The 21,816-nt window shown below is 40.8% G+C and carries 20 protein-coding genes; 10 read left to right on the top strand and 10 right to left on the bottom strand.

Annotation, left to right across the window (positions count from 1 at the left end; genetic code table 11):
• Positions 1-195 precede the first annotated feature (195 nt).
• Genes HCG69_RS20650 through HCG69_RS07940 form a run of 3 tightly spaced genes read right to left on the bottom strand, consistent with a single transcriptional unit; the run spans position 196 to position 3,649 of the window.
• The gene (locus tag HCG69_RS20650) at positions 196-336 is read right to left on the bottom strand and encodes a hypothetical protein (protein WP_370634136.1); all 141 of its coding nucleotides are present in this window, start codon (positions 334-336) and stop codon (positions 196-198) included.
• Between the two features lie 39 nt (positions 337-375).
• On the bottom strand, positions 376-1,968 hold the full coding sequence (locus HCG69_RS07945) for a hypothetical protein (RefSeq protein ID WP_221649608.1): 1,593 nt from the start codon (positions 1,966-1,968) through the stop codon (positions 376-378).
• Between the two features lie 25 nt (positions 1,969-1,993).
• The gene (locus HCG69_RS07940) at positions 1,994-3,649 is read right to left on the bottom strand and encodes an ATP-binding protein (protein WP_221649607.1); all 1,656 of its coding nucleotides are present in this window, start codon (positions 3,647-3,649) and stop codon (positions 1,994-1,996) included.
• 674 nt (positions 3,650-4,323) lie between these two features.
• Here HCG69_RS07940 and HCG69_RS07935 point away from each other — a divergent pair.
• Entirely contained in the window at positions 4,324-4,593 is a 270-nt protein-coding gene (locus HCG69_RS07935) for a hypothetical protein (RefSeq protein WP_255585556.1), read from the top strand.
• 358 nt (positions 4,594-4,951) lie between these two features.
• Here HCG69_RS07935 and HCG69_RS07930 read toward each other — a convergent pair whose 3' ends face one another.
• Entirely contained in the window at positions 4,952-6,385 is a 1,434-nt protein-coding gene (locus HCG69_RS07930) for a CCA tRNA nucleotidyltransferase (protein ID WP_221649606.1), read from the bottom strand.
• Between the two features lie 154 nt (positions 6,386-6,539).
• On the opposite strand from HCG69_RS07930, the gene HCG69_RS07925 reads away from it, so the two are divergent.
• Both HCG69_RS07925 and HCG69_RS07920 read left to right on the top strand, forming a co-directional pair.
• Complete coding sequence (locus HCG69_RS07925) at positions 6,540-7,388, top strand: hypothetical protein (RefSeq protein WP_221649605.1); 849 nt, start codon at positions 6,540-6,542, stop codon at positions 7,386-7,388.
• Positions 7,389-7,567: 179 nt separating this feature from the next.
• Positions 7,568-8,080, top strand: a complete 513-nt coding sequence (locus tag HCG69_RS07920; RefSeq protein WP_255585555.1) for a TlpA disulfide reductase family protein — start codon at positions 7,568-7,570, stop codon at positions 8,078-8,080.
• 80 nt (positions 8,081-8,160) lie between these two features.
• Here the strand turns inward: HCG69_RS07920 and rpiA are convergent, their stop codons facing one another.
• From rpiA to HCG69_RS07900, 4 genes are all read right to left on the bottom strand, one after another.
• Positions 8,161-8,868 (bottom strand): ribose 5-phosphate isomerase A, encoded by a 708-nt coding sequence (rpiA, locus tag HCG69_RS07915; RefSeq protein ID WP_221649604.1) that lies wholly within the window; start codon positions 8,866-8,868, stop codon positions 8,161-8,163.
• A 293-nt stretch (positions 8,869-9,161) separates the two neighbouring features.
• The gene (locus HCG69_RS07910) at positions 9,162-11,210 is read right to left on the bottom strand and encodes a tetratricopeptide repeat protein (protein ID WP_221649603.1); all 2,049 of its coding nucleotides are present in this window, start codon (positions 11,208-11,210) and stop codon (positions 9,162-9,164) included.
• A 1-nt stretch (position 11,211) separates the two neighbouring features.
• A complete protein-coding gene (locus tag HCG69_RS07905; RefSeq protein ID WP_221649602.1) occupies positions 11,212-11,997 on the bottom strand; it encodes a Cof-type HAD-IIB family hydrolase in 786 nt (261 codons plus the stop codon).
• Positions 11,998-12,071: 74 nt separating this feature from the next.
• Positions 12,072-12,509, bottom strand: a complete 438-nt coding sequence (locus tag HCG69_RS07900) for a hypothetical protein (protein ID WP_221649601.1) — start codon at positions 12,507-12,509, stop codon at positions 12,072-12,074.
• A gap of 185 nt (positions 12,510-12,694) precedes the next feature.
• Between HCG69_RS07900 and HCG69_RS07895 the strand changes: the two genes are divergently transcribed.
• The 7 genes from HCG69_RS07895 (at position 12,695) to HCG69_RS07865 (ending at position 20,512) form a co-directional block, all read left to right on the top strand.
• Complete coding sequence (locus HCG69_RS07895) at positions 12,695-13,864, top strand: MalY/PatB family protein (RefSeq protein WP_221649600.1); 1,170 nt, start codon at positions 12,695-12,697, stop codon at positions 13,862-13,864.
• A gap of 36 nt (positions 13,865-13,900) precedes the next feature.
• A complete protein-coding gene (locus tag HCG69_RS07890) occupies positions 13,901-15,133 on the top strand; it encodes a PLP-dependent transferase (protein WP_221649599.1) in 1,233 nt (410 codons plus the stop codon).
• Between the two features lie 500 nt (positions 15,134-15,633).
• The gene (locus tag HCG69_RS07885; protein WP_221649598.1) at positions 15,634-16,572 is read left to right on the top strand and encodes an SPFH domain-containing protein; all 939 of its coding nucleotides are present in this window, start codon (positions 15,634-15,636) and stop codon (positions 16,570-16,572) included.
• 134 nt (positions 16,573-16,706) lie between these two features.
• Complete coding sequence (locus HCG69_RS07880; protein ID WP_221649597.1) at positions 16,707-16,910, top strand: Arc family DNA-binding protein; 204 nt, start codon at positions 16,707-16,709, stop codon at positions 16,908-16,910.
• Between the two features lie 118 nt (positions 16,911-17,028).
• On the top strand, positions 17,029-17,391 hold the full coding sequence (locus HCG69_RS07875) for a BlaI/MecI/CopY family transcriptional regulator (protein ID WP_195349826.1): 363 nt from the start codon (positions 17,029-17,031) through the stop codon (positions 17,389-17,391).
• Between the two features lie 12 nt (positions 17,392-17,403).
• On the top strand, positions 17,404-19,560 hold the full coding sequence (locus HCG69_RS07870; protein ID WP_221649596.1) for a M56 family metallopeptidase: 2,157 nt from the start codon (positions 17,404-17,406) through the stop codon (positions 19,558-19,560).
• Positions 19,561-19,774: 214 nt separating this feature from the next.
• Positions 19,775-20,512 (top strand): bifunctional 2-polyprenyl-6-hydroxyphenol methylase/3-demethylubiquinol 3-O-methyltransferase UbiG, encoded by a 738-nt coding sequence (locus HCG69_RS07865; RefSeq protein ID WP_221649595.1) that lies wholly within the window; start codon positions 19,775-19,777, stop codon positions 20,510-20,512.
• Positions 20,513-20,646: 134 nt separating this feature from the next.
• Here the strand turns inward: HCG69_RS07865 and HCG69_RS07860 are convergent, their stop codons facing one another.
• Together HCG69_RS07860 and HCG69_RS07855 are read right to left on the bottom strand one after the other, a co-directional pair.
• A complete protein-coding gene (locus tag HCG69_RS07860) occupies positions 20,647-20,784 on the bottom strand; it encodes a hypothetical protein (protein WP_221649594.1) in 138 nt (45 codons plus the stop codon).
• A gap of 2 nt (positions 20,785-20,786) precedes the next feature.
• A complete protein-coding gene (locus tag HCG69_RS07855; protein ID WP_255585550.1) occupies positions 20,787-21,776 on the bottom strand; it encodes a DUF3843 family protein in 990 nt (329 codons plus the stop codon).
• Between the last annotated feature and the right edge of the window lie 40 nt (positions 21,777-21,816).

Below are 21,816 nucleotides of genomic sequence, written 5' to 3'. Positions count from 1 at the left end.
TAAAAAGACAAGATCTGTCACGGTTTTCCGTCACAGCACAATATTTTATAAAAATGACACACATACAAAAAGTACCGGTTGCATTTCACTTAATTACAACCGGTACTTTCTCTGAATCCCTATTTTTACTTTATTGGTTTAAGTCCCATTTTTTCTGCTTTCTTGAACATTAACTCACGGGCAGCCTCATATTCATTAGGGATAACACCATCTAAAATTGCATCCTTCCAACCGTACTTTATTCAGATAAACGGCAAGCACATTGATTGTAAAATCACGACGATTATGATCATCTTCCAATGTACCATCAGAAGCTGTACGAATCCTTATCGTCACAGAGGTTTCGTACAGCTACCAAGTTATTTTAATAACTTTTCAATTATCCCATTGCCTAAAATCGATCCAAACCATCTTCGACATTTTGAGATCTGTCTTTACCGAATCGTGCCCATAGCGAATACCGCAGTTATAATGCACATAGGTCTTTTGCAGATCGATGGCATCAGTGATGGCAACAGAAACTACTCCAGGCTGTGCATCTGAGCTCAAAGAATAGATGCACTGTTGTTGTTGTAATTTCATACTGTTATTAATATGGCTCAAATAGTTCTGACGCAGTGTATAACCTCCCCATGTCACATAATTAGGTGTCATGGCCTGCGCGGCATCAATCCAGCGCTTTCCTTCACTTGTTTCGTAAACAAAAGCTTCCGCTCTATCGTAAAACTCACCGGGAATAAACTGCCAAAGTTTACTACACACCCCGTTGCCAAATTGTCCCTTACAAGAATAGTCCATCGACAGAGTTTTATAAGATACATCAGTGGATGATTCCTTGCTAAACGACACCTCTAAAGCCTCCCAGGGCTCTTCTGCCAACTTGGTGGGTGAGACCTCAACAGACACTTTCCAGAAAGAGTTCTCAGTATAGTCGGCTCCATGATTCACCGTTTGAGGTTGATAACTGATTTCCCGGAAGATGCCCCCGTCAGAGTGAATTGTCACCTCACTGGATGATTCCCGCATCATGTTCCAGATATAAGCATATACATTAGCACCCTTGGGAGTTGTATAATCCTTGATATTAGCAGTAAAACCATTGCCGCCAGTATTTGTCACACTCAATATACAGTTATTGTTTTTGCTATATATCTGAAAGTTATAGGCATCTATTGCCCAAACATTATCTATTATAACATCCGGACCAGTACCCTCTCTCATCTTATAGGGAACCGCCTGCATGGAATAGTTCATATCTCCCTCTCCCTGAGTATAACCATAAATACGGTTATAAATTTCAATCCGCTTCAAAGCCTCTTTGTCAGCCATCTGCGCATTGTATCCGGGATCCGGTTTAATACCTTTAGGCTGATTATCAACGGAGCGAGCCAACAACCTCCGGTTGAAAGATTCCACTCCCTTGCCTATCATATTATCCTTAGCATACGGATCGGCAGAAGGAAAAATGCGATAATGCTGCACGTTATCATAATTGATGCCGTAATAGCCTGATTCCATATATACTCCTATTAAAGAAAGCATTTCACTTTTTTGTTCCTGAGTTGTTCCGGTCGCTACGATATAGAAATCCCGTTTATAGAATTTCAGCATACGAAACAAAGACACCGGATATTTACCGGAAATCACATCATTGACATTCAATATAACCGTCGTATAGATATCCGGATTCTTGATATCGGTAGTGAATTCCGTCTCCGGATCTGCCATTTTATCGTAGTCAACGATGGTCTTTTTCCCTATCTCCCAGGAAGCAGGTATGTTGCTAAACAGGCGGGAAGTGATATCTTTTACTTCTGCATCATCGGTTCCCATACGAATCAGGACGACATCCTTCTTTTCTTCGTTACCATCATTTCCTACCGGATCATCATTGATATCATCCTGTACACATGCCCCGAAAAGAAGACTTGAAAGTAGGAGTATCTTATATAATATTTTTGTTTTCATCGTAATCTCTTTTTAATTGTTCGTTTTACCAGTTATTATAATCAATCCATACAGTAGTGGTTTTATGCACATCCACCGTTGTATCGTAGGCTGTGCCGGCACTACTGGGAAGAGGATGTAGTATGGCTTTTCCCCAGCTGGTAAACCAGGCTCCTCCACGTTGCAACACCATTCCGTCAGTAATTTCAACAGCTACCACACCTGCCGATGCACCGGTTGTACGGGCAGTGACAGCACACTCCTGTTGGTAATTGAGCAGGTTTTGATTAAACTGCAAATCGTTGTCATAGTCGCAGAAAACATTGTCCGTACCTGGAGTACCTGCTACATGATCGTAGAGAATATCATACCATGCAGGCGAAATCATGGCAGAACCATTAATCATGCCATTTGCATTCATAGCCTTACTACCCCGAAAGAGAATTTCAGGATACCACTTCCAGCAATACTCCATCTCGGCATCGGTAATAGTACGGGTCACTTCACGGGTCATCTCCGCCAATTGATAAGTGATGGATTTCCCCCAGCGGTAATCACCTTTCAGAACGGGGCTTACTCCCAAATCAAAGCCTACACTCTTATTGTACGAATGTCCGATAGTACTTTCTGTTTCCGGCAGACCGGGTGCAAAATCAATCAGTTTCAGGTTCAGTTGCGAGCGCTGGTCATCACGGATGTTAATCTTCGTATAGGCATTGTTACGTAATCCCCAGATTAATGCCCAAGTTTCATACATGGGTGGATTGTCCAAGAACACCAGTGAATTGTCAAGCCTGTTGGAGAATCCATTGCCACCCGAACTGTAGACGGCAATCATATTATCTCCATTGGTCGGAGCATAGATACGTAGATTATAAGTATCAATGGTCCATTCTCTGTCTACCATTCCATCATACCTTTTATCATCCTTCGGAACGTAATTCCGCGTTTCTGCCGTATAAGGCAAAAGCGATTCATATCCCGTCATGTGATATTTATAGTCGCTGGTATAAACATAGAAGCGGTTGCTGATGTAAATTCTCTTCATAGCATGCAGCGCCCGTGCAGTTACTTCCGGAGCCGATGGATCGTCCGTAGGTCCGGGGGAAAAAAACATACCGCGCGTGTCGGGACTGAGCCCTCCTGTGCCGCAAAGTTTCTTCAAAGCATCCGGATCATTCACATCATAATAAGCATACCGCTGTTCACGTGGAAAACTGACTTTATAATACCCCTTATCCACATAAAGCCCAAAAAGCTTAAGCATCTGCGTTTTCAAGTCCTCGCCTTTACCATCATTGGCAATTAAAATTACTCCCTGGTGATTATGGCGAATATTTTGTATCATTTCAGGAGTATAAGTACCCGCAATAAAATCGACAGCATTACTAACGATAGTCAAGTCATTCAGGGTATCTCTTGCCATTGTGACCAGTGTTGCCGACTTATCCACTCCAGGTAAATCATTAAAAGACAACATCTTGTCATAATGATTCACAGTTTGCAGCCGATCTGCAATCTTCTTTGTTTCTGCACTTGTTCCATTAAGCCAGATGAGATAACTACCTGGTTTGGCAGTTACATCGATAGCATCAGTACTTTTATCGGTCGCAACCGATGAATCTTCTGCGCTAATCGGATCGTCCATATCACAGGAGTAAAATGCAAGCAAAACAAACAGAAAAACAAATAAAGTTTTCATATTCGTATACGTTTAAAGGTGAAACAATATGCCACATTTTCCAACCGAAATGTGACGATTCTGATTACTTCGTCTATATGACAAGAACGTATGGCAAAACGAATAGGTTCAACTCGACATACTCTGAGGTTAATATACAGTCCATCAACAAGAAGCGATTCATGCATAGAATTCCCATGAACACTGTGATGTAGAAATTTATTAGAACTTTCTAATTTATATTATTTAGTTATTTCAACTGATCGGAAGATCTGATCAGAGTTTATAACCAGGTATAACACATTCAATGTATAAATAAAAATTATATAACAAGATGCCGTTACATATTATATAAAGTTTTCTAACCATTTTAGTTCCATTATTAGAAAGCACCCTCAATACCACTTTATAGGGTGAAACAGATTCTCACATTACTCTTGAAGAGTACACTGCCATAATGTCTGTTATCAATACGGAGCTATTTAACAACTACTGCCATCTGCCACAATGTCTGCTACATTTCACTTCTACCTTCATACTCTTCCATATATGAACATTACTGAAACTACATAGAAAACACCAATCTAATACTTCTCTAATTTTATATTAGAGAAGTATAACCTTATTACCAATCAATTGTGTTAGCATTTGCGGCTTATTATATGAACTAAATTTATAAAAGTATGAAAACAAAAATGTTTTTTTTAATGGTAGCCATGCTACTTGGTGGAGATGTATCTTATGCATACGACTCTTCAGTGAACACGCCGGTTCCAAAGTCGGAACAAAGTGAACAATACATTCCAACCCCCTCATTACCGCCCCAAGTATCTGTTTGTGTGGGTGAGGCTGTTGAAATTCAGTATCCTATGATTGGATCAATGGTATGGGAATGCGAAGATCCGCCAATGGGCGTAGAGCAAGAATTATCAACATCGTTGGAGCTGATATTATTCTCTGTATAAAAGGACTTCAGGAGGGAAAATATCTGGTTAATATGATATGGCATAACCCACTTGACCCGAGCCAGCCTCCCAAGGCAAGGCAAACCATTAAAGTTATTGTTCAGCCATGCTGTGATAAATGATAAATAAGAGGAGACAATCTTTAAACGATTAAATTAAAAGCAACTAATTCGCAATGAATTAGTTGCTTTTTTCAATCTTTACAAGACTGATATATCTTCTTATTTTAGTAATACTTCATTAAACATTCATTACTGTATGGAAACAGAATGTAAAAAACTCATTCTTTTCCTTTTCTTTCTTCCATTGTTTTGTACCGTATTTACCCAAAAGAAAATGAATCGAATAGCCATAGACTTTACTTTATTGGTTTAAGTCCCATTTTTTCTGCTTTCTTGAGCATTAACTCACGGGCAGCCTCATATTCATTAGGGATAACACCATCTAAAATTGCATCCTTTATAGCACTTTTTAACGAACCAATCTCCTTACAGGGAGAAAGTCCGAATATTTCCATAATCTCCTCACCGCTTACCGGAGGCTGAAAATTACGAATACGATCTTTCTCTTCCAGATCTTTAAGTTTCTGACGTACCAGACTAAAATTATTCAGGAAACGTTGTTTACGCTCCATATTTTTAGAAGTGATATCAGCTTCACACAAAGTCATCAAATCATCAATGTCATCTCCCGCCTCAAAAAGCAGACGACGCACGGCAGAATCCGTCACAACGTCATCGGCAATCACAATAGGACGCATATGCAGACTTACCATTTTCTGCACATATTTCATCTTTTCGTTCATGGGCAATTTCATATTCCGAAAGATGGTAGGAATCATCTTTTCGCCAATGAAATTATGGTTATGGAAAGTCCATCCGATTTTGGGCTCCCACCGTTTGGTAGCAGGTTTGGCAATATCATGCAACAAAGCTGCCCAGCGAAGCCAGAGGTTGTCCGTTTTCTTACTGATATTGTCGAGTACTTCGAGCGTATGATAAAAATTATCTTTGTGTGCACGTCCATTCCGTGTTTCTACCCCTTGCAACGCTGCCAATTCAGGGAAAATAAGCGGCAATAATCCACTCCGCTCCAGATCGATAAAACCTTTGGAAGGTACAGGAGAAAGAATGATCTTGTTCAGCTCGTCTGCAATCCGTTCACGCGAAATAATCTCAATCCGTTCACAATTGCGACACAACGATTCAAAAGTATTATCATCAATGTAGAAGCCAAGTTGGGTAGCAAAACGGATACAACGCATCATTCGCAAAGGATCGTCACTAAATGTTATATCCGGATCAAGCGGAGTGCGTATAGTCCTTTCTTTCAGATCATTAATTCCTCCAAACGGATCGACTAACTCGCCAAACCGCGCTTTATTCAGACAAACGGCAAGCGCATTGATCGTAAAATCACGACGATTCTGATCATCTTCCAATGTACCGTCTTCCACAATGGGCTTTCGCGAATCACGCTGATAAGATTCTTTGCGGGCACCCACAAACTCCACTTCAATGCCGTGATACTTCACCTGCGCAGTACCAAAATTCTTGAAAAGTGCAACATGAGCGCCTTTACCCAAGCGTTTGCCCAATGCTTGCGCCATCTCAATGCCACTTCCCACCACTACTACATCTATATCTTTGGAAGGGCGTTCCAGAAAAATATCACGGACGTATCCGCCCACCACATAACACTCTAATCCGAGTGCATCGGCTGTTTCTGAAATCTGACCGAATATCTTATCGTTAAATTGCTGTTTCAGTTCTTCCTGAGTCAACTCTATCATAATTGGTATTTAGAAGTTAGAATTTTGTAGCCGGAATTGAATTCCAACTGCCAACTACTACTTTTGGAGTGCAAAGGTACAACTTTTCATCCTTCACGCTACGCTCTTCACACTAAATTTGTATTTTTGTCATTCATAACTAAAGAACAACAAAATGAAGAAACTGATTGTAGGACTATGTGCCACGCTTGTATTAGCCTCTTGCGGTAACGATGCAGAAAAAAAAGCCAATGAAAGGCTAATTACAGCCCGTATAGCCTTTGAGCAAGGAGATTATAACGAAGCCAAATTGCAGATAGACAGTATCAAAATACTCTATCCCAAAGCTTTCGATGCACGAAGAGAAGGCATAAGCCTGATGCAGCAGATAGAATTGAAAGAACAACAGCAAAGCCTGGTTTATCTGGACAGTATTTTGCAAACAAAGCAGAAAGAATTTGAATCGATTAAAAACAAATATGTGCTGGAGAAGGATGCAGAATACCAACAAACGGGTAACTACTTCTGGCCTACCCAAACAGTAGAGAAGAATCTACACCGCTCCTTCCTGCGATTTCAGGTGAATGAACAAGGAGTGATGACTATGACCTCTATTTATTGCGGCGGAAGTAACCTTCATCATTTTGCAGTGAAAGTAATAGCTCCTGATGGCAGCTTTGCCGAAACCCCTGCATCTAAAGATAGTTATGAAACAACTGATCTGGGGGAAAAGATAGAAAAAGCCGATTATAAAATGGGGGCAGACGGCAATGTAATGGGATTCCTCTACCTGAACCGGGACAAAAATATCAAAGTAGAATACATTGGAGACCGCAAATATACTACTACCATGACCCCTGCCGACAGACAAGCACTTGCCGGTATTTATGAATTATCACAACTATTGTCGTCCATCGGGCAAATAAAGAAAGAACAGGAAGAAGCTAACCTGAAAATACAATTTGTAACAAAGAAAATAGAACAGAAACAACAGAAGGAAGCGACTGAAAAAGAAACCAAATAAGTAACAAAGAAAGTACGTATTTAATACTGTGTTAAATACGTACTTTATATAGATAAAAGTACGTACTTTGGTATGTATGAAGTACGTACTTTTGCAAAGTAAAAACAGGATCATTTAATTTATCGTTAGCAATGTTAATTTCAATACCCTATACTAAAAGTACAATTGCGTCAGCTTTCATGAGATTGACATTGTTAATTTCACTCCTGTTCATATTCGGAAGGTGTATTCAGGAAGATCCGGATGTATTTTCATTGAAACCGGGAGATGCCTTACCGGAGTTCTCGGTAGAGGATAATGATGGAAATATTGTATCAACAGCCACACTGCGTGGTAAGGTATGCCTGATTGCATTCGTCAATACCGGATGCCCCGATTGCCGGAAAGAGCTACCGGAGATAGAAAGTGCTTATCAGCAATTCAAAGATAATGAAGTTGTCCGTTTCGTAATTATAAGCAGATCTCAGGGATACGAAAGTCTGACAGAATACTGGACTAATAACCAGCTTACAATCCCCTACTCCGCCCAGGAGGATGATGCTGTTTTCAAGAAGTTCGCTTCACAGAATATACCTCGCATTTATATTGCCTCTCCCCAGGGGATTATTGTTTTCACTTCCGATGACTCTTCCAATGTTGTTGCAGAAACAATCAGTACACAAATAAATAACCTTATCAAAGTTCCGGAATAATCCGGAAATAACCTGGAACGCAAATGGCCACATTTTTTTATCGCTTGGCGTACCTCCCCGTGCGGGAAGCACCCTAATTCTTATTTTTGTTTAGCGACTAATACTTCTATATCATATCCTATAAAAAGCCCGCTTTCAATCACCCCTGTGATATTCTTTATCTCTTTTTCTAAGGACTCACCAATTTCCCCAAACCAGGTATCAAGAATAAAATTTCCATTCTCGGTCAGTATGGGGCCATCTTTTCCTTTAGCCATGCGCAAGGTAATCTTTGAAGCTCCAAGTTCTTTCAACTGATTTTCTACATACACCATCGCAGTAGGAAAGACTTCAACGGGAACAGGAAACTTACTACCCAGCCGGGAAACAAACTTACTATCGTCCACAACAATAAAAACCCGGTCACTGCTTTTTATCAATAGTTTTTCTTTAAATAACGCTCCTCCTCTTCCTTTAATAAGATTGCGGGAGGGATCTACCTCGTCGGCACCATCAAAAGCCCAGTCCGGATGTTTCTCCCAAAGAGTTGTCTGTGGAATCCCCAATTGTGTACAGGTCATTGAAATCTCTATCGAAGCAGGAATCACCTCAACATGAAGCTGTTCTTTCCGGATTCTTTCGGCTATGGCAAAAAGAGTAAGATAGACAGTGGAACCGGAACCTGCACCAATTACTTCACCGTCTTTCACCTGTGCAGCCAGCTGGTGTGCCACCTGCTCCTTGCCTTCCCTGTTAATTATATCATCGGACCACTGCAAGCCGGTAATCAAGTTATTCCTCCATTCCATAAGCATGTATTTTGTTTATTATCATACAGTTTTGAATGTATTTCACCACAGAGTAACACGGAGTTCCACAGAGTTTAAATCTTTATTGAAACGCAGATGAACGCAGATTTTCACAAAGGGAAACAAATGTATGATAAAGAACTACAGTCTTTTAATCTGCGTTAATCTGTATTAATCCGCGTTTTATCAGATAAATACTACTCTGTGGAACTCTGTGCTACTCTGTGGTGAGTTTCGCTCATTTCTTTTCAAATTTAAATAAAACTGAAACAAGTTTATCTATAAATAACGAATTAAATATCCCTTTTGTTATTATCGCCTGGCGTACTTCCCCGTGCGGAAAGCGCTTTCTTTAATTCTTCGGCAATACGCCATTGAAGAGCTGCTTCTGCTTCTTTGCCTGCTTTCAACAGAGCATCTCCAAAGAGTTCATGCGCTTTGGGATGTTCAGGTTTCAATGAAGTTGCCTTATCAAGATCGGCAATGGCTCCTTCCGTATTCTCGGATTTCAGACGGAGCTTCCCACGGTTATAAAAAGCCTTGAAGCTGGCAGGACTGATGCGTATAGCCGTAGTAAAACATGTTTCGGCATCAAAATATTCCTTATTGTTAAATAAGGTGATGCCTTTACGAATCCAGGCATCTATGTAGTCAGGATAGAGTTCCAGTGCTTTGTCATAATTTGCAAGGGCAGCACGGGCATCGTGTGCCTGCGTGATGCATTCATTACCCATAAGTAAATATTCACGGGCATACTTCTTGAGATATTCCTGCTGTGCACGCATCTGCTCTTTCAGTTGCCGGTTCTGTTCGCGTAATGTATTTATTACTTCCAGTTTCCGACGGATCAGTCGGCGGGGAACCGGTTTTTCAATGTCATAGCGTGAATGAATGGCACGGAAGAATTGTTCCAGACACTCCTCCATATCTCCACGGTCGAAAGCACGGGCAGCAGCTACATATTGTACATCTGCCTGCGCTTGTTTCAACGCTTTGTCTATAGCCTGCCGGTTATTGAAACGCTGGGCAAAATTCACAATCTCTTGTCGTACAAAGACATCCGCCCGGTTAATCGGCTTTTTAAGTTGAATGCCCTCCAGCGATGTACAACGGCTTAATGCCACATATGCCTGTCCTCCGGCAAAGACTCCCCCGGTAAAATCGATAACCACACGGCTGAATGTCAGTCCCTGACTTTTGTGCACAGTGATAGCCCATGCCAGGCGAATGGGATATTGGGTGAAAGTTCCCAAAACTTCCTCTTCAATCTCCTTTTTTTCTTCATTATAGCGATAACGGATATTTCTCCAGGAATCCAGTTTTACATCACATTCCTTTCCATCATCTGTTATTACATAAATAGTTCCGTCGTCATCGTCAATACCTGCTATGGTACCGATAGTACCATTTACCCAACGGCGGTCATAGTCATTCTTGATAAATATAATCTGTGCACCCGGCTTCAGCACCAGGTCTTTAGAAGTGGGCAAACTACTTTCCGGAAAGTCCCCCTCTATTTCACCTTCAAAAGTTACCGGATCACCGGGAAGTTCGGCCAGCTTTTTATCATTGATATAGTCCACATTATCCCTTCGTGTGGCGAGAGTGATGTACATATCTTCTTCACTCTCTTCTATCTGTGTGCCATATCGGGTATTAAGTAGTTGTAAATCGGCTGCTCCGACAGTATTATTGCGTATATGGTCGAGTACACTGACAAAGACCGGATCACTCTGCCGATATACCTTCTGCAACTCAATTGAAACAAGGTCAATCTCACTAAACACACGTGCAGAGAAAAAATAGGGCGTGGGATAAAAACGATTCAGTATCTCCCGTTCATCGTTTTTCACCACAGGCTCCAACTGGAATACATCTCCTACAAGCAGTATTTGTTTCCCCCCGAAAGGTTCCCGTAAATTACGGGAATATACCCGCAGTATACGATCCACAGCATCAATAATATCTGCCCTCACCATCGAGATCTCATCAATGATCACCAGTTCTATCTGCTCAAGCAATTTCCGGTGTGGCTTTGTATATTTAAAGAATTCATGGATACGACCACGTTGAAGGCTCAGATTCGGATCGTCCGGCAGAATAGGATAAAAAGGAAGTTTGAAAAAACTGTGCATAGTACTTCCACCTGCATTAATGGCAGCAATACCGGTAGGAGCAAGCACTACATACTTCTTTTTAGTATTGGCACAGATATAGCGCAGAAACGTGGATTTACCCGTACCGGCCTTTCCTGTCAGAAAGACGGACTGGCGGGTATACTGGATAAGATTCAGGGCATCCTGAAACTCTTTATTGTTAGTATCTACTGTTGTTGCACCCACTCTAAATCACTCCGAAGTGTTTCAAAGCCTTTGCAATTCCATCTTCATCTACAGAAGCAGTTATATAATCAGCTGTCTGTTTTACATCATCTTTGGCATTTCCCATAGCGACACCAATAGCAGCATGGCGCAACATGCTGATATCATTGCCTCCATCACCGAATGACATAGTCTCTTTCAGTTTAAGACCAAAATGTGCAATCATCTCGTCGATGCCTTTTTGCTTTGTATTTCCTTTTGCCGTGATATCTGCAAAAGCCGGAAACCAACGTCCGGATTCGCTATTCGGAATCAACGATTGTATCTCCTTCTCTTCTTCTACGGTAATAAACGGAGTCATCTGGAAAATGTCCTCTTGTATGGCTTCTTTAAAAGTCTTCACCGGCATCTTGTTCACATGCAGGAAATCGTAAAATATCTGATGAACCAGTTCATTGGGCTGACAAACAGACAAGTTGTGTTCACTGACAAAAATGCAAGGATATCCTTTCTTCTCACAGATTTGTGCCAATGCCTGTACTTCACCGGGAAGAATAGCACTCTTATAAATAACTTCATCGCCCACAAAGCAATAAGCTCCGTTCATAGTGATGTAACCGTCTATCAATCCAAGATCCTGAATGGCAGACAAATTGTTGATAATCGCTTTTGGACGTCCTGTAGCAATAAAAATTTTAATTCCTTTCTTGTGAGCAGCAATCAACGCCTCGATAGTAGAGGCTGGGATAGCGTGCGTATCAAAACTCACTAATGTACCGTCGATATCAAAAAACAGGGCTTTCGTCATAGTGTTCCTTTTTATGCTACAAAAGTACAAAAAAGAAGTAGAACGACTGCGGTTTTATTTAATCTTTACGAACATTAATGCTTATCGGGTAACGGCAAAATGACGCTATCATTTCCATCAACCATATATACATGGCATTCATCAGCAGAAACAATAAAGGCTTCTTCTATAACAACTTGTTCGTTCTTATAACCAAGAAACTTGATTTTTAAGGGCTTATTTTCCAATTCCTTCCGGTAATCATCGTTCATAACCGGATATTGCCCGCTATCTTTATAATACGCATCCATAATATAATGCGTATCGCCGCCAAATTCCATTTTTTGTCCGGTCTCTAAATTAATCGTTTCAAACTTATCCAAAACAACCGGAGTTCCATCGGTATAAACAGCACGAATATTGATTTGGCGGAGCTCACACGTACAAACAACACTCTCTTCTTCTTTATCATTATGGCATCCTGCAATAACAACAAGTCCCAATAAAAGGAGAATAACAGATATTTTTTTCATAGGATGAGATGTTTTTAGTTAGCATTCTTTATTAGAAAATGCATAATTATAGTAAATACTGCATATCCCCTACCACATTTGTGGTATTTTTTTCTTTCCGGGTTAATTTTCTTACTTCTGTTTTCATTATGCAACAGATGAATTGTACATTTGCAAGCATATTAGTACTAAAACAGAATATTAAGATGAAATATAATTTTGATGAAATAATAGACCGTCGTGGAACGGAATCCGTAAAGTGGGATGCCGTGAGCGAACGTTGGGGACGTAATGATCTGCTCCCTATGTGGGTAGCGGATATGGATTTTCGTACTCCACCATTCGTAATGGAAGCTTTGAGAAAACGGTTGGAACACGAAGTGCTGGGTTATACTTTTGCCTGCGAAGAGTGGTATACTTCCATTATCAATTGGTTACAGAGTCGCCATGGCTGGAAAGTTAAGCGTGAAGAACTGACTTTTATGCCGGGTATTGTCCGTGGGTTGGCATTCGCCATACAATGTTTCACAGAGAAGGGTGACAAAGTAATGGTGATGCCGCCTGTATACCATCCTTTTTTTCTGGTAACAGAGAAAAATAAGCGTGAAGTGGTGTATAGTCCGTTGGTACTTCGTGACGGACAGTATTATATTGACTTTGACCGTTTCCGTAAAGACATACAGGGATGCAAGCTATTGATTCTTAGCAATCCGCACAACCCTGGAGGTCGTGTATGGACACGGGAAGAACTGGAACAGATAGCTGAAATATGCTATGAAAGCAAGACACTCGTCATCTCTGACGAAATTCATGCCGATCTGACCTTGCCACCGCATCAGCATATCACTTTTGCACTTGTGTCAGAGAAAGCACGTCAAAATTCACTCGTGTTCATGTCTCCCAGCAAAGCATTTAATATGCCGGGACTGGCAAGCTCGTACTGCATCATTGAGAACAAAGAGATATGTCACTGTTTTCAGGAATACATGGAGGCAAGCGAACTTAGCGAAGGACACTTGTTCGCTTATCTTAGTGTAGCTGCCGCCTATAGTAACGGCACCGAATGGCTCGATCAGGTTCTTGCCTATATCCAGTCGAATATCGATTTCACAGATGCCTTTCTTAGCGAATATATTCCGGATATTAAGATGATTCGTCCACAGGCTTCTTACCTTGTTTTTCTGGATTGCAGAACGTTGGGGCTGAATCAAAAAGAGTTGGTAGACCTTTTTGTGGACGGTGCACATCTTGCACTAAACGACGGAACTATGTTTGGTAAAGAAGGTGAAGGTTTCATGCGACTCAATGTAGCCTGCCCGCGCAGTGTGCTCGAAAAGGCATTAAAACAATTGAAAGAAGCATGTGACAACCGATAAACAATAATAAACAGAGAATTAATTACTAAAGACAAAATGAATAAAAACAGCTTTGAAGCGGAACTTCTGCATACTCCTTTTGATAAAGAAGACGCTTATCATTCACTCTCCATGCCGGTATATAATACCGCTGCTTATGAATTTGATACGGCGGAAGCTATGGAGGAAGCTTTTTGCGGACGTACGGCAGATCATGCATATTCGCGAATAACCAATCCCACCGTTCAATATTTTGAGAAACGTATTCAAACAATCACAGGTGCGCTGAACGTCACAGCATTGAATTCCGGTATGGCGGCTATCAGCAATATCTTTTTCACATTGGCACAAGCAGGAGCCAACATTGTTACTTCCGCCCACCTTTTCGGTAATACTTATTCATTTTTTAAAAGTACGCTCGCTGCATTCGGAGTTGAAGTTCGCTTTTGCGACCTTACAAACCCCGAAGCTGTTCGTGCTCAGGTTGATGAAAACACCTGCGCCATCTTTCTTGAAGTTATCACCAATCCCCAGCTTGAAGTAGCCGATTTAAAAGTACTCTCCGGCATAGCACACCAGATGGGTGCTCCCTTGGTAGCAGATACTACTGTTGTGCCGTTTCACATCTTTCATGCCAATGAATTCGGGGTAGATATCGAGATTGTGTCCAGTACCAAATACATTTCTGGCGGAGCCACCAGTCTGGGTGGTCTTATTCTCGATTATGGTACCTTCGACTGGAGTAATTCAAAGAAGCTTCGTTCCATGGCAGATCAGTTTGGTGCTTCTACCTTTACTGCGAAGTTACGTAAGGAAATCCACCGTAATTTAGGTGCTTACATGACTCCCCAGGTTGCTTATATGCAGACGTTAGGTATCGAAACAATGGAAGTACGCTATGCACGGCAGGCTGCCACTTGCCTACAGTTAGCACAACGCCTGCAAACCCTGCCTCAAGTGGAAGCGGTTAACTATACCGGCCTCGAATCCAATCCGTTCTATCAATTAAGTACGAAACAGTTTGGTGCTTATCCCGGTGCTATGCTTACATTTGACCTTGCATCACGCGAAGCCTGCTTCCGTTTTATGAATCGCTTGCAGCTCATTCGGCGGGCAACCAATTTATTTGATAATAAAACACTTGCTATTCATCCGGCCAGTACCATCTACGGTTCTTTCACCGAAGAACAACGGCAAAGTATGGATGTCAGTCCCAAAACGATCCGCCTCTCGGTTGGGCTTGAAAGTGCAGAAGACTTACTAACCGATATCAGCCAGGCATTGGCATAACCCTGCCTGAGAGATTCTACGGATTATATCGTTTTCCACAAACTAATATTTTGTTTCACTTATTGTGAGAAAATATTAGTCTGTGGAATTTTTATATACTAAATATAGAAGTCTGTTTCAAGTTTTATTCAAAGCTGATCCGAAATGAATCAGTTCACCACAGAGGACACGGAGGGCACAGAGATATTATTTTCTCTGATGAAACGCGGATGATCGCAGAACGCAGATTAAAAAACTGTAATTCTTTATTTTATCGTTATTTCCCTTTGCGAGAATTTGCGTTCATCTGCGTTTCATTAAAAATTTAAACTCTGTGCCCTCTGCGACCTCTGTGGTGAAATACATTCAAAACCGTACAAAAACGAGTCAACTACGTTATTATAACCTCTCTTCATAAAAAACATTAATACATATAAGAATATCTTCCTTTTCCATCGCTTATATCAAAAAATAAATGATATATTTGTGATATCAAAATGATATCACTAAAATCACAACTTATGGAAACAAAAGAAACTCTTTTCACTGGTTTTAAGATGAATGGTTTTGCCATGCTGTTTATTATTGCTTTATTACTGGGAGTAAGTATTGCTTCGTTCTTTCTCATTGTTCGCCCCAATGGTTTCACTGTCACTGCAGGACTTTTGGGAATTATCATTTCCATGCTTTTTATACCTGGATTCAATCGCCTGGAACCAAACGAAGCCCGTACTATGGTTTTCTTCGGCAAATACAAAGGTACATTCAAAGAAACCGGTTTCTTTTGGATGAATCCCTTCCTGGATGCAAAAAAACTTTCTCTCCGCGCTCGTAACCTCGACATAGAACCTATCAAAGTAAATGATAAAATCGGAAACCCGATTCTTATCGGACTGGTACTCGTATGGAAATTAAAAGATACCTATAAAGCCATGTTTGAGATAGATTCTCAGACCATGGCCAACGTGGCAACCGGTAGTAATGCTGTAGCCAGTCGTATGAATGCCTTTGAGAATTTCGTGATGATACAGAGTGATGCCGCCCTCCGACAGGTAGCCGGACAATACGCCTATGACGATAGTGAATCCAACGTCGAAGAACTTACTCTACGCTCTGGGGGTGAAGAAATCAACGAACAACTGGAACAAAAACTCAACGAACGACTCGCCATGGCAGGAATGGAAGTTGTTGAAGCCCGTATCAACTACCTTGCCTATGCTCCCGAAATTGCCGCAGTCATGCTACGCCGCCAACAAGCGTCAGCCATTATCAGTGCAAGAGAAAAGATAGTAGAAGGAGCTGTTTCTATGGTAAAAATGGCACTTCATAAACTTTCGGAGGAGGAAATTGTTGAACTGGATGAAGACAAGAAAGCAGCAATGGTGAGCAACCTGCTTGTTGTACTCTGCGCTGATGAGGCTGCCCAACCAGTAGTAAATACCGGAACATTGAATCATTAATCAGAATGAGTTTCGTGGCGAATATCACTAATGCTGCAAACAGAGTGTTTGAATAATAAAATAATAAATCTCTCTGCGCCTCATTATCAGACATTGATGATGGGGCGTAGGGCATAAAAACTGGAATAAGTACCGTGGCTAAAAAAGAATCTTCAACTAAAAGTTTCGTTCTGCGCGTAGATGCCGAAACAATGGATGCCATTGAAAAATGGGCAGCCGATGAGTTTCGTAGTACGAACGGCCAGCTTCAGTGGATCATCGCCGAAGCGTTGAAGAAAAGTGGGCGAATTAAAAAATCTAAGAATCCAAAACCGGAACAAGAAGAGGAAAACACATAAAATGCAAGTCACTTAAATAGACTTCCCTGTATAAATCATCTCTTTAGTTTTTATTAACTACAAAAATTAGTTTATCAACTAAAACTTTTCGTTCTTTGTCTTAAACATAGATAAAGTTATGAAAGGACTAACAGCAAAAGAAGAAGAGATCATGGGTTTTTTCTGGGAAAAAGGCCCTTTGTTTGTAAAAGAGATGCTGGCTTTCTATAATGAACCGAAGCCACATTTCAATACACTGTCCACCATTGTCCGCGGACTGGAGGATAAAGGTTTTCTTGCACACAATACTTATGGCAATACCTATCAATACTATGCTATCGTCAGTGAAGAAGCTTTCCGTAAGGGTACTTTAAAAAATGTCATTAGTAAATATTTCAATAACTCTTACCTCAGTGCAGTATCTTCTCTGGTCAAGGAAGAAGATATCTCTCTTGATGATCTCAAGCAGCTCATTGATGAAGTAGAACGAGCAAATAAATAAAAATCGAATACTATGGGACTCTTTTTTGCCTACATACTCAAATCGGCCATTTGCCTGGCATTGTTCTATCTATTCTACAGACTGTTGCTAAGCAAAGAAACCTTTCACCGCTTCAACAGGATTGCCCTGCTCGGGATTCTACCCCTGTCATTGCTCATCCCTCTGATTGAGGTCACTACTACGCAGCACACCGAAATGGCAAAAACGATGCTCACCCTCGAACAACTTCTGATAATGGCAAATTTCTATCAGGATACAGTCAGTGTTACTACTCCTGTAGAGGCTAATAGCAATACATTATCGGGCATACAGATAGGGCTGATTATTTACCTTGCAGGTATTCTGTTTTTTGCCTGTCGAAATCTCTGTTCACTCACCCGGTTATTACTACTGCTCCGTTCGGGTAAAAAAGAGAAATATCACTCCGGAATACAGGTTATCACGCATAATAAGGAGATAGCCCCTTTTAGCTGGATGAAATATATCGTTATTTCACGTACTGATCTCGAGGAAAACGGGCGTGAAATACTCATCCACGAAACAGCACACATCCACAACCGTCATTCTATCGATTTACTGATAGCAGACGTCTGCATATTCTTCCAATGGTTTAATCCCGCAGCCTGGTTACTGAAACAGGAATTGCAAAACATTCATGAATATGAAGCAGATGAAACGGTTATTAAAGAAGGCGTCGATGCAAAACAATATCAACTATTATTAATTAAAAAAGCTGTCGGCACAAGGCTCTACTCTATGGCCAACAGCTTTAATCACAGTACACTTAAAAAACGTATCACTATGATGTTAAAAGAAAAATCCAATCCATGGGCACGCTTAAAGTATCTGTATGTACTCCCGTTAGCAGCCATTACAGTAACAGCCTTTGCCCGTCCCGAGATCTCTGAAAAAGCTACAGAGATTTCAGCCGTCAAAGTTAATGATTTGACAGCAATTGTAGAAACGAAAGTGGCAGAAAATATTCCTTCTGCTGAGAGTAGCGTAGTAAATCCAACAGTTATTCCAGCACCTTTGACCGTGAAGGATACCGTGAAAACAAAGCAAAAAGAGGCCGTTATCGTTACTATCTCTTCCAAAGAAGACGCTCTGTCAGATATGGAGGAAATGCCAGAGTTTCCTGGTGGTACAGAAGCCCTTAAGGAGTATCTGGATAAAAATATGAAATACCCGGCCGAAGCCAAAGAGAAAGGCACACAAGGGCGCGTTATCGTACAATTTGTAGTAGATGCAAAAGGGAAAGTGACTTCTCCTAAAATCGCACGTAGTGTAGATCCTTCCTTAGATGCAGAAGCCCTCCGGTTAATAGAGAATATGCCGCAATGGACCCCCGGCAAGAAAACAGACGAGAAAGGAAAAAGCAAAGCAGTAGCTACCCAGTACACCCTTCCTATAGCATTCCGCCTGGACGGGAGCACTTCATCTTCCATTAAAGAAAATTTTCCAATTGAAAAAACAGACTATCCGCTCATTATCGTAGATGGCAAAGAAATTAGTAATAATATGATGAATGCGATAAATCCGGACTGGATAGAATCTATTTCTGTACTGAAAGATGCTTCGGCAACTGCTATTTATGGTGCACGCGGAGCGAATGGTGTTATTCTGATAAATTTGAAAACCAAAGAAGAATATGCGGCCCAAAAAGAAAAACCAGCAAAAACTTTAGGTGAAAGATTAGATGCCCTCTATCAAGAAAATAATGTGAAAGCTAAAGACGTTTCCTATTTTCTGAATGACAAACCTGTTTCTGCTACAGAAATCCAGGCACTGCGCCCAGAAAAAGGTAACACATATGGAGTAAAAGTTATGGACGTATCCGGAAAAACGGAAGTAAGAATAATAACCAGATCAAATGATACAGGAATACGCATCCGTGGGGTTCGTGGAGAAGTTCAAAGCGTAAATATGCCCTCTGACGGAAAGATCAGAATAGCAGGTAAAGTACAAGACACAAGCGGTAGCCCTGTAGTAGGTGCCAGCGTACTTATTGAAGGAAGCACCATCGGCACTGTTGCAGACCGTGATGGAACTTTCGTACTGGATGCCCCTAAAAATGCAACTCTTTCTATCAGCTATATTGATATGAAAACAGCTAAAGTAAAAGTAGAAAACACTACTCCACTCATTGTTACCCTAAAGGCTGATTAATAAACAAATACTCTCTCTCTTAATTGTTTCAACAAGGAGTGCCGGACATAGGGGCCGTCATTCCTTGTTTCATTTTACAAATGAAACTGTTTGATGCCAATGGCCCTTAATCTATTTTTAATCTCTTCAGACTCAGAAAGAGATTAATTAATTTTTGCCGGCAAGTCATCGAATGCTTCCGGATTTTCTATCTTTGTCCAAATTTCAATAAGATATGAAAGAGAATAAATACGATGACGAGAAATTCTTCAACCAATATAGCCAGATGTCACGTTCGGTAAATGGCTTGAAAGGTGCGGGAGAATGGCACATACTAAAAACAATGTTACCGGACTTCAAAGGAAAACGTGTATTGGATCTGGGCTGCGGTTTCGGCTGGCACTGCCAATATGCTATCGAACAGGGTGCTACATTTGCTTTGGGCATAGATATTTCTCAAAACATGATAGAGGGTGCCAAAGAAAGAAATGCTTCTCCCGCTATAAAATACCAATGTATGGCTATTGAGGATTATGATTTTCCTTCCGAATCTTATGATGTTGTTATCAGTTCACTGACATTCCATTATCTGGAATCATTTGGCGATATATGCAAAAAGGTATACAAATGCCTTAGACAGGAAGGTACATTTGTCTTTTCTGTGGAACACCCGGTCTTCACAGCTTACGGTACTCAAGACTGGTATTACGATAAAGACGGAAAACCTATACACTGGCCTGTAGATAACTATTTCACAGAAGGAAAACGCAAAGCTGTCTTTCTTGGAGAAGAAATTACTAAATTCCATAAAACACTAACCACCTATGTAAACGGATTACTCCAGGCTGGATTTCATATAACCGGACTAATAGAACCGGAACCGGACAGAGAGTTGTTCGGAGTCATTCCCGGTATGGAAGAAGAATTACGCAGACCAATGATGTTACTGGTTTCGGCTACAAAAGTGTGCTAAAATAAAAGTACAGATGAACGCTAATTAGCGCAGATACAATTTTATCTTTGTGCAGATTAACGTTAATCTGTGTTTCTTAAGCTATACATGCCGGAGCTTTATCAGACTTTTGACACAACCCCTGATTTAGTACATTATTTCACCCGTCTATTCAGTTGATTGTTCGCCTTAGCGGGTTTTGACTTTCCAATTCGTTTCCCGGTAGGCTTTGCCTTTCCGCTACTTTTAGGACGGGAAACACCAGAACGGGTATTATTATTTCTTATCGTCATAACTATGTTCCTTCGTAATATTCACCCAGAAAGTAACGGGCAATAAAATCCCAGTTCTTTCCTAATATTTCTTTTCCATTCTCAAACGGCAACCGGATATCAGGGAACAAATTCTGTTCTACACCATATTTCAACAAATCAAACGGGCAATAACCCTTATCCGTAAACAACTTATAGCCCTCTTTTACTGCCATTTCCTTATCGTATGCCACTTCATTACGCTTATCACAAAAGAAGTATGCTACGCCAGGTGCTACGAGAATTCCTTTGGGATTGGCAAAAACAACCGTATTACCAAACTCCGCATCCAGCTTATTCGGTATATCTGTCCGACTCCAATGCAAATGTTCCACAAAGAAAGTCTCCATCTGTTCATAAAGCGGGAAATACATAAGTTGCTCCCCTCCCGTAGCAGCCAAAAACAATCTCACGCTTTCCGGTAAGACTGTATCCGTCTGTATAGAAGGTATTTCTGTTCTTTCCTTCAACAATTGCTCAGAAGGCAATACCCAGTCATCGGAAGAAATTTCACAAATTGGTGCTTGTTCAAAAACAATATCCATTGCCTCATACACATTATTTGCCAATTCCAATATCTTTTCATCAAAAGGATTGGCAATGACTGCTTCATCATCATCATTTGAATTAAGCTTCCACAGTACAAAGGCAATGTCCACTTCATTTATTTCATCAGAGACATAATCTACCGGAATTTCATAAAAAGGAAGATTACGACCATATAACTTATAACATAAATCACTAAAACGTCTCCAGCCACCATCATTCGCAATACTATCTTCCAGATATATAGTAAGCAGGAGAGCGGCATTTTGTATATTTTCCGGTGTTTTATCTGCATACAACCGGGAAGAAGCGATCAGTGAAAAAAGCTCATCAGCAAATCGCAGATACCACCCATCAGTAGAGGTAATCCTTGTACGGGAATGACTTCGTAGCCATGAGGACATTGGTATCTTTCTATTTTTTATCATACTATACGTTTATTTTTTACGTAGACAAAGGTAATGATTT

The sequence above is a fragment of the Bacteroides sp. K03 genome, assembly GCF_019734355.1.
Taxonomy (GTDB): domain Bacteria; phylum Bacteroidota; class Bacteroidia; order Bacteroidales; family Bacteroidaceae; genus Bacteroides; species Bacteroides nordii.
Note: the sequence above shows the minus strand (reverse complement) of the source record. Positions and strands in the feature narration are given on the sequence as shown.

Bases quoted from the DNA above. Each gene is read 5' to 3' on its own strand.
- HCG69_RS07945 (WP_221649608.1), bottom strand. From the start codon at position 1,968: ATGAAAACAAAAATATTATATAAGATACTCCTACTTTCAAGTCTTCTT.
- HCG69_RS07940 (WP_221649607.1), bottom strand. From the start codon at position 3,649: ATGAAAACTTTATTTGTTTTTCTGTTTGTTTTGCTTGCATTTTACTCC.
- HCG69_RS07935 (WP_255585556.1), top strand. From the start codon at position 4,324: ATGTTTTTTTTAATGGTAGCCATGCTACTTGGTGGAGATGTATCTTAT.
- HCG69_RS07930 (WP_221649606.1), bottom strand. From the start codon at position 6,385: ATGATAGAGTTGACTCAGGAAGAACTGAAACAGCAATTTAACGATAAG.
- HCG69_RS07925 (WP_221649605.1), top strand. From the start codon at position 6,540: ATGAAGAAACTGATTGTAGGACTATGTGCCACGCTTGTATTAGCCTCT.
- HCG69_RS07920 (WP_255585555.1), top strand. From the start codon at position 7,568: ATGAGATTGACATTGTTAATTTCACTCCTGTTCATATTCGGAAGGTGT.
- rpiA (WP_221649604.1), bottom strand. From the start codon at position 8,868: ATGGAATGGAGGAATAACTTGATTACCGGCTTGCAGTGGTCCGATGAT.
- HCG69_RS07905 (WP_221649602.1), bottom strand. From the start codon at position 11,997: ATGACGAAAGCCCTGTTTTTTGATATCGACGGTACATTAGTGAGTTTT.
- HCG69_RS07900 (WP_221649601.1), bottom strand. From the start codon at position 12,509: ATGAAAAAAATATCTGTTATTCTCCTTTTATTGGGACTTGTTGTTATT.
- HCG69_RS07895 (WP_221649600.1), top strand. From the start codon at position 12,695: ATGAAATATAATTTTGATGAAATAATAGACCGTCGTGGAACGGAATCC.
- HCG69_RS07890 (WP_221649599.1), top strand. From the start codon at position 13,901: ATGAATAAAAACAGCTTTGAAGCGGAACTTCTGCATACTCCTTTTGAT.
- HCG69_RS07885 (WP_221649598.1), top strand. From the start codon at position 15,634: ATGGAAACAAAAGAAACTCTTTTCACTGGTTTTAAGATGAATGGTTTT.
- HCG69_RS07875 (WP_195349826.1), top strand. From the start codon at position 17,029: ATGAAAGGACTAACAGCAAAAGAAGAAGAGATCATGGGTTTTTTCTGG.
- HCG69_RS07870 (WP_221649596.1), top strand. From the start codon at position 17,404: ATGGGACTCTTTTTTGCCTACATACTCAAATCGGCCATTTGCCTGGCA.
- HCG69_RS07865 (WP_221649595.1), top strand. From the start codon at position 19,775: ATGAAAGAGAATAAATACGATGACGAGAAATTCTTCAACCAATATAGC.
- HCG69_RS07860 (WP_221649594.1), bottom strand. From the start codon at position 20,784: ATGACGATAAGAAATAATAATACCCGTTCTGGTGTTTCCCGTCCTAAA.
- HCG69_RS07855 (WP_255585550.1), bottom strand. From the start codon at position 21,776: ATGATAAAAAATAGAAAGATACCAATGTCCTCATGGCTACGAAGTCAT.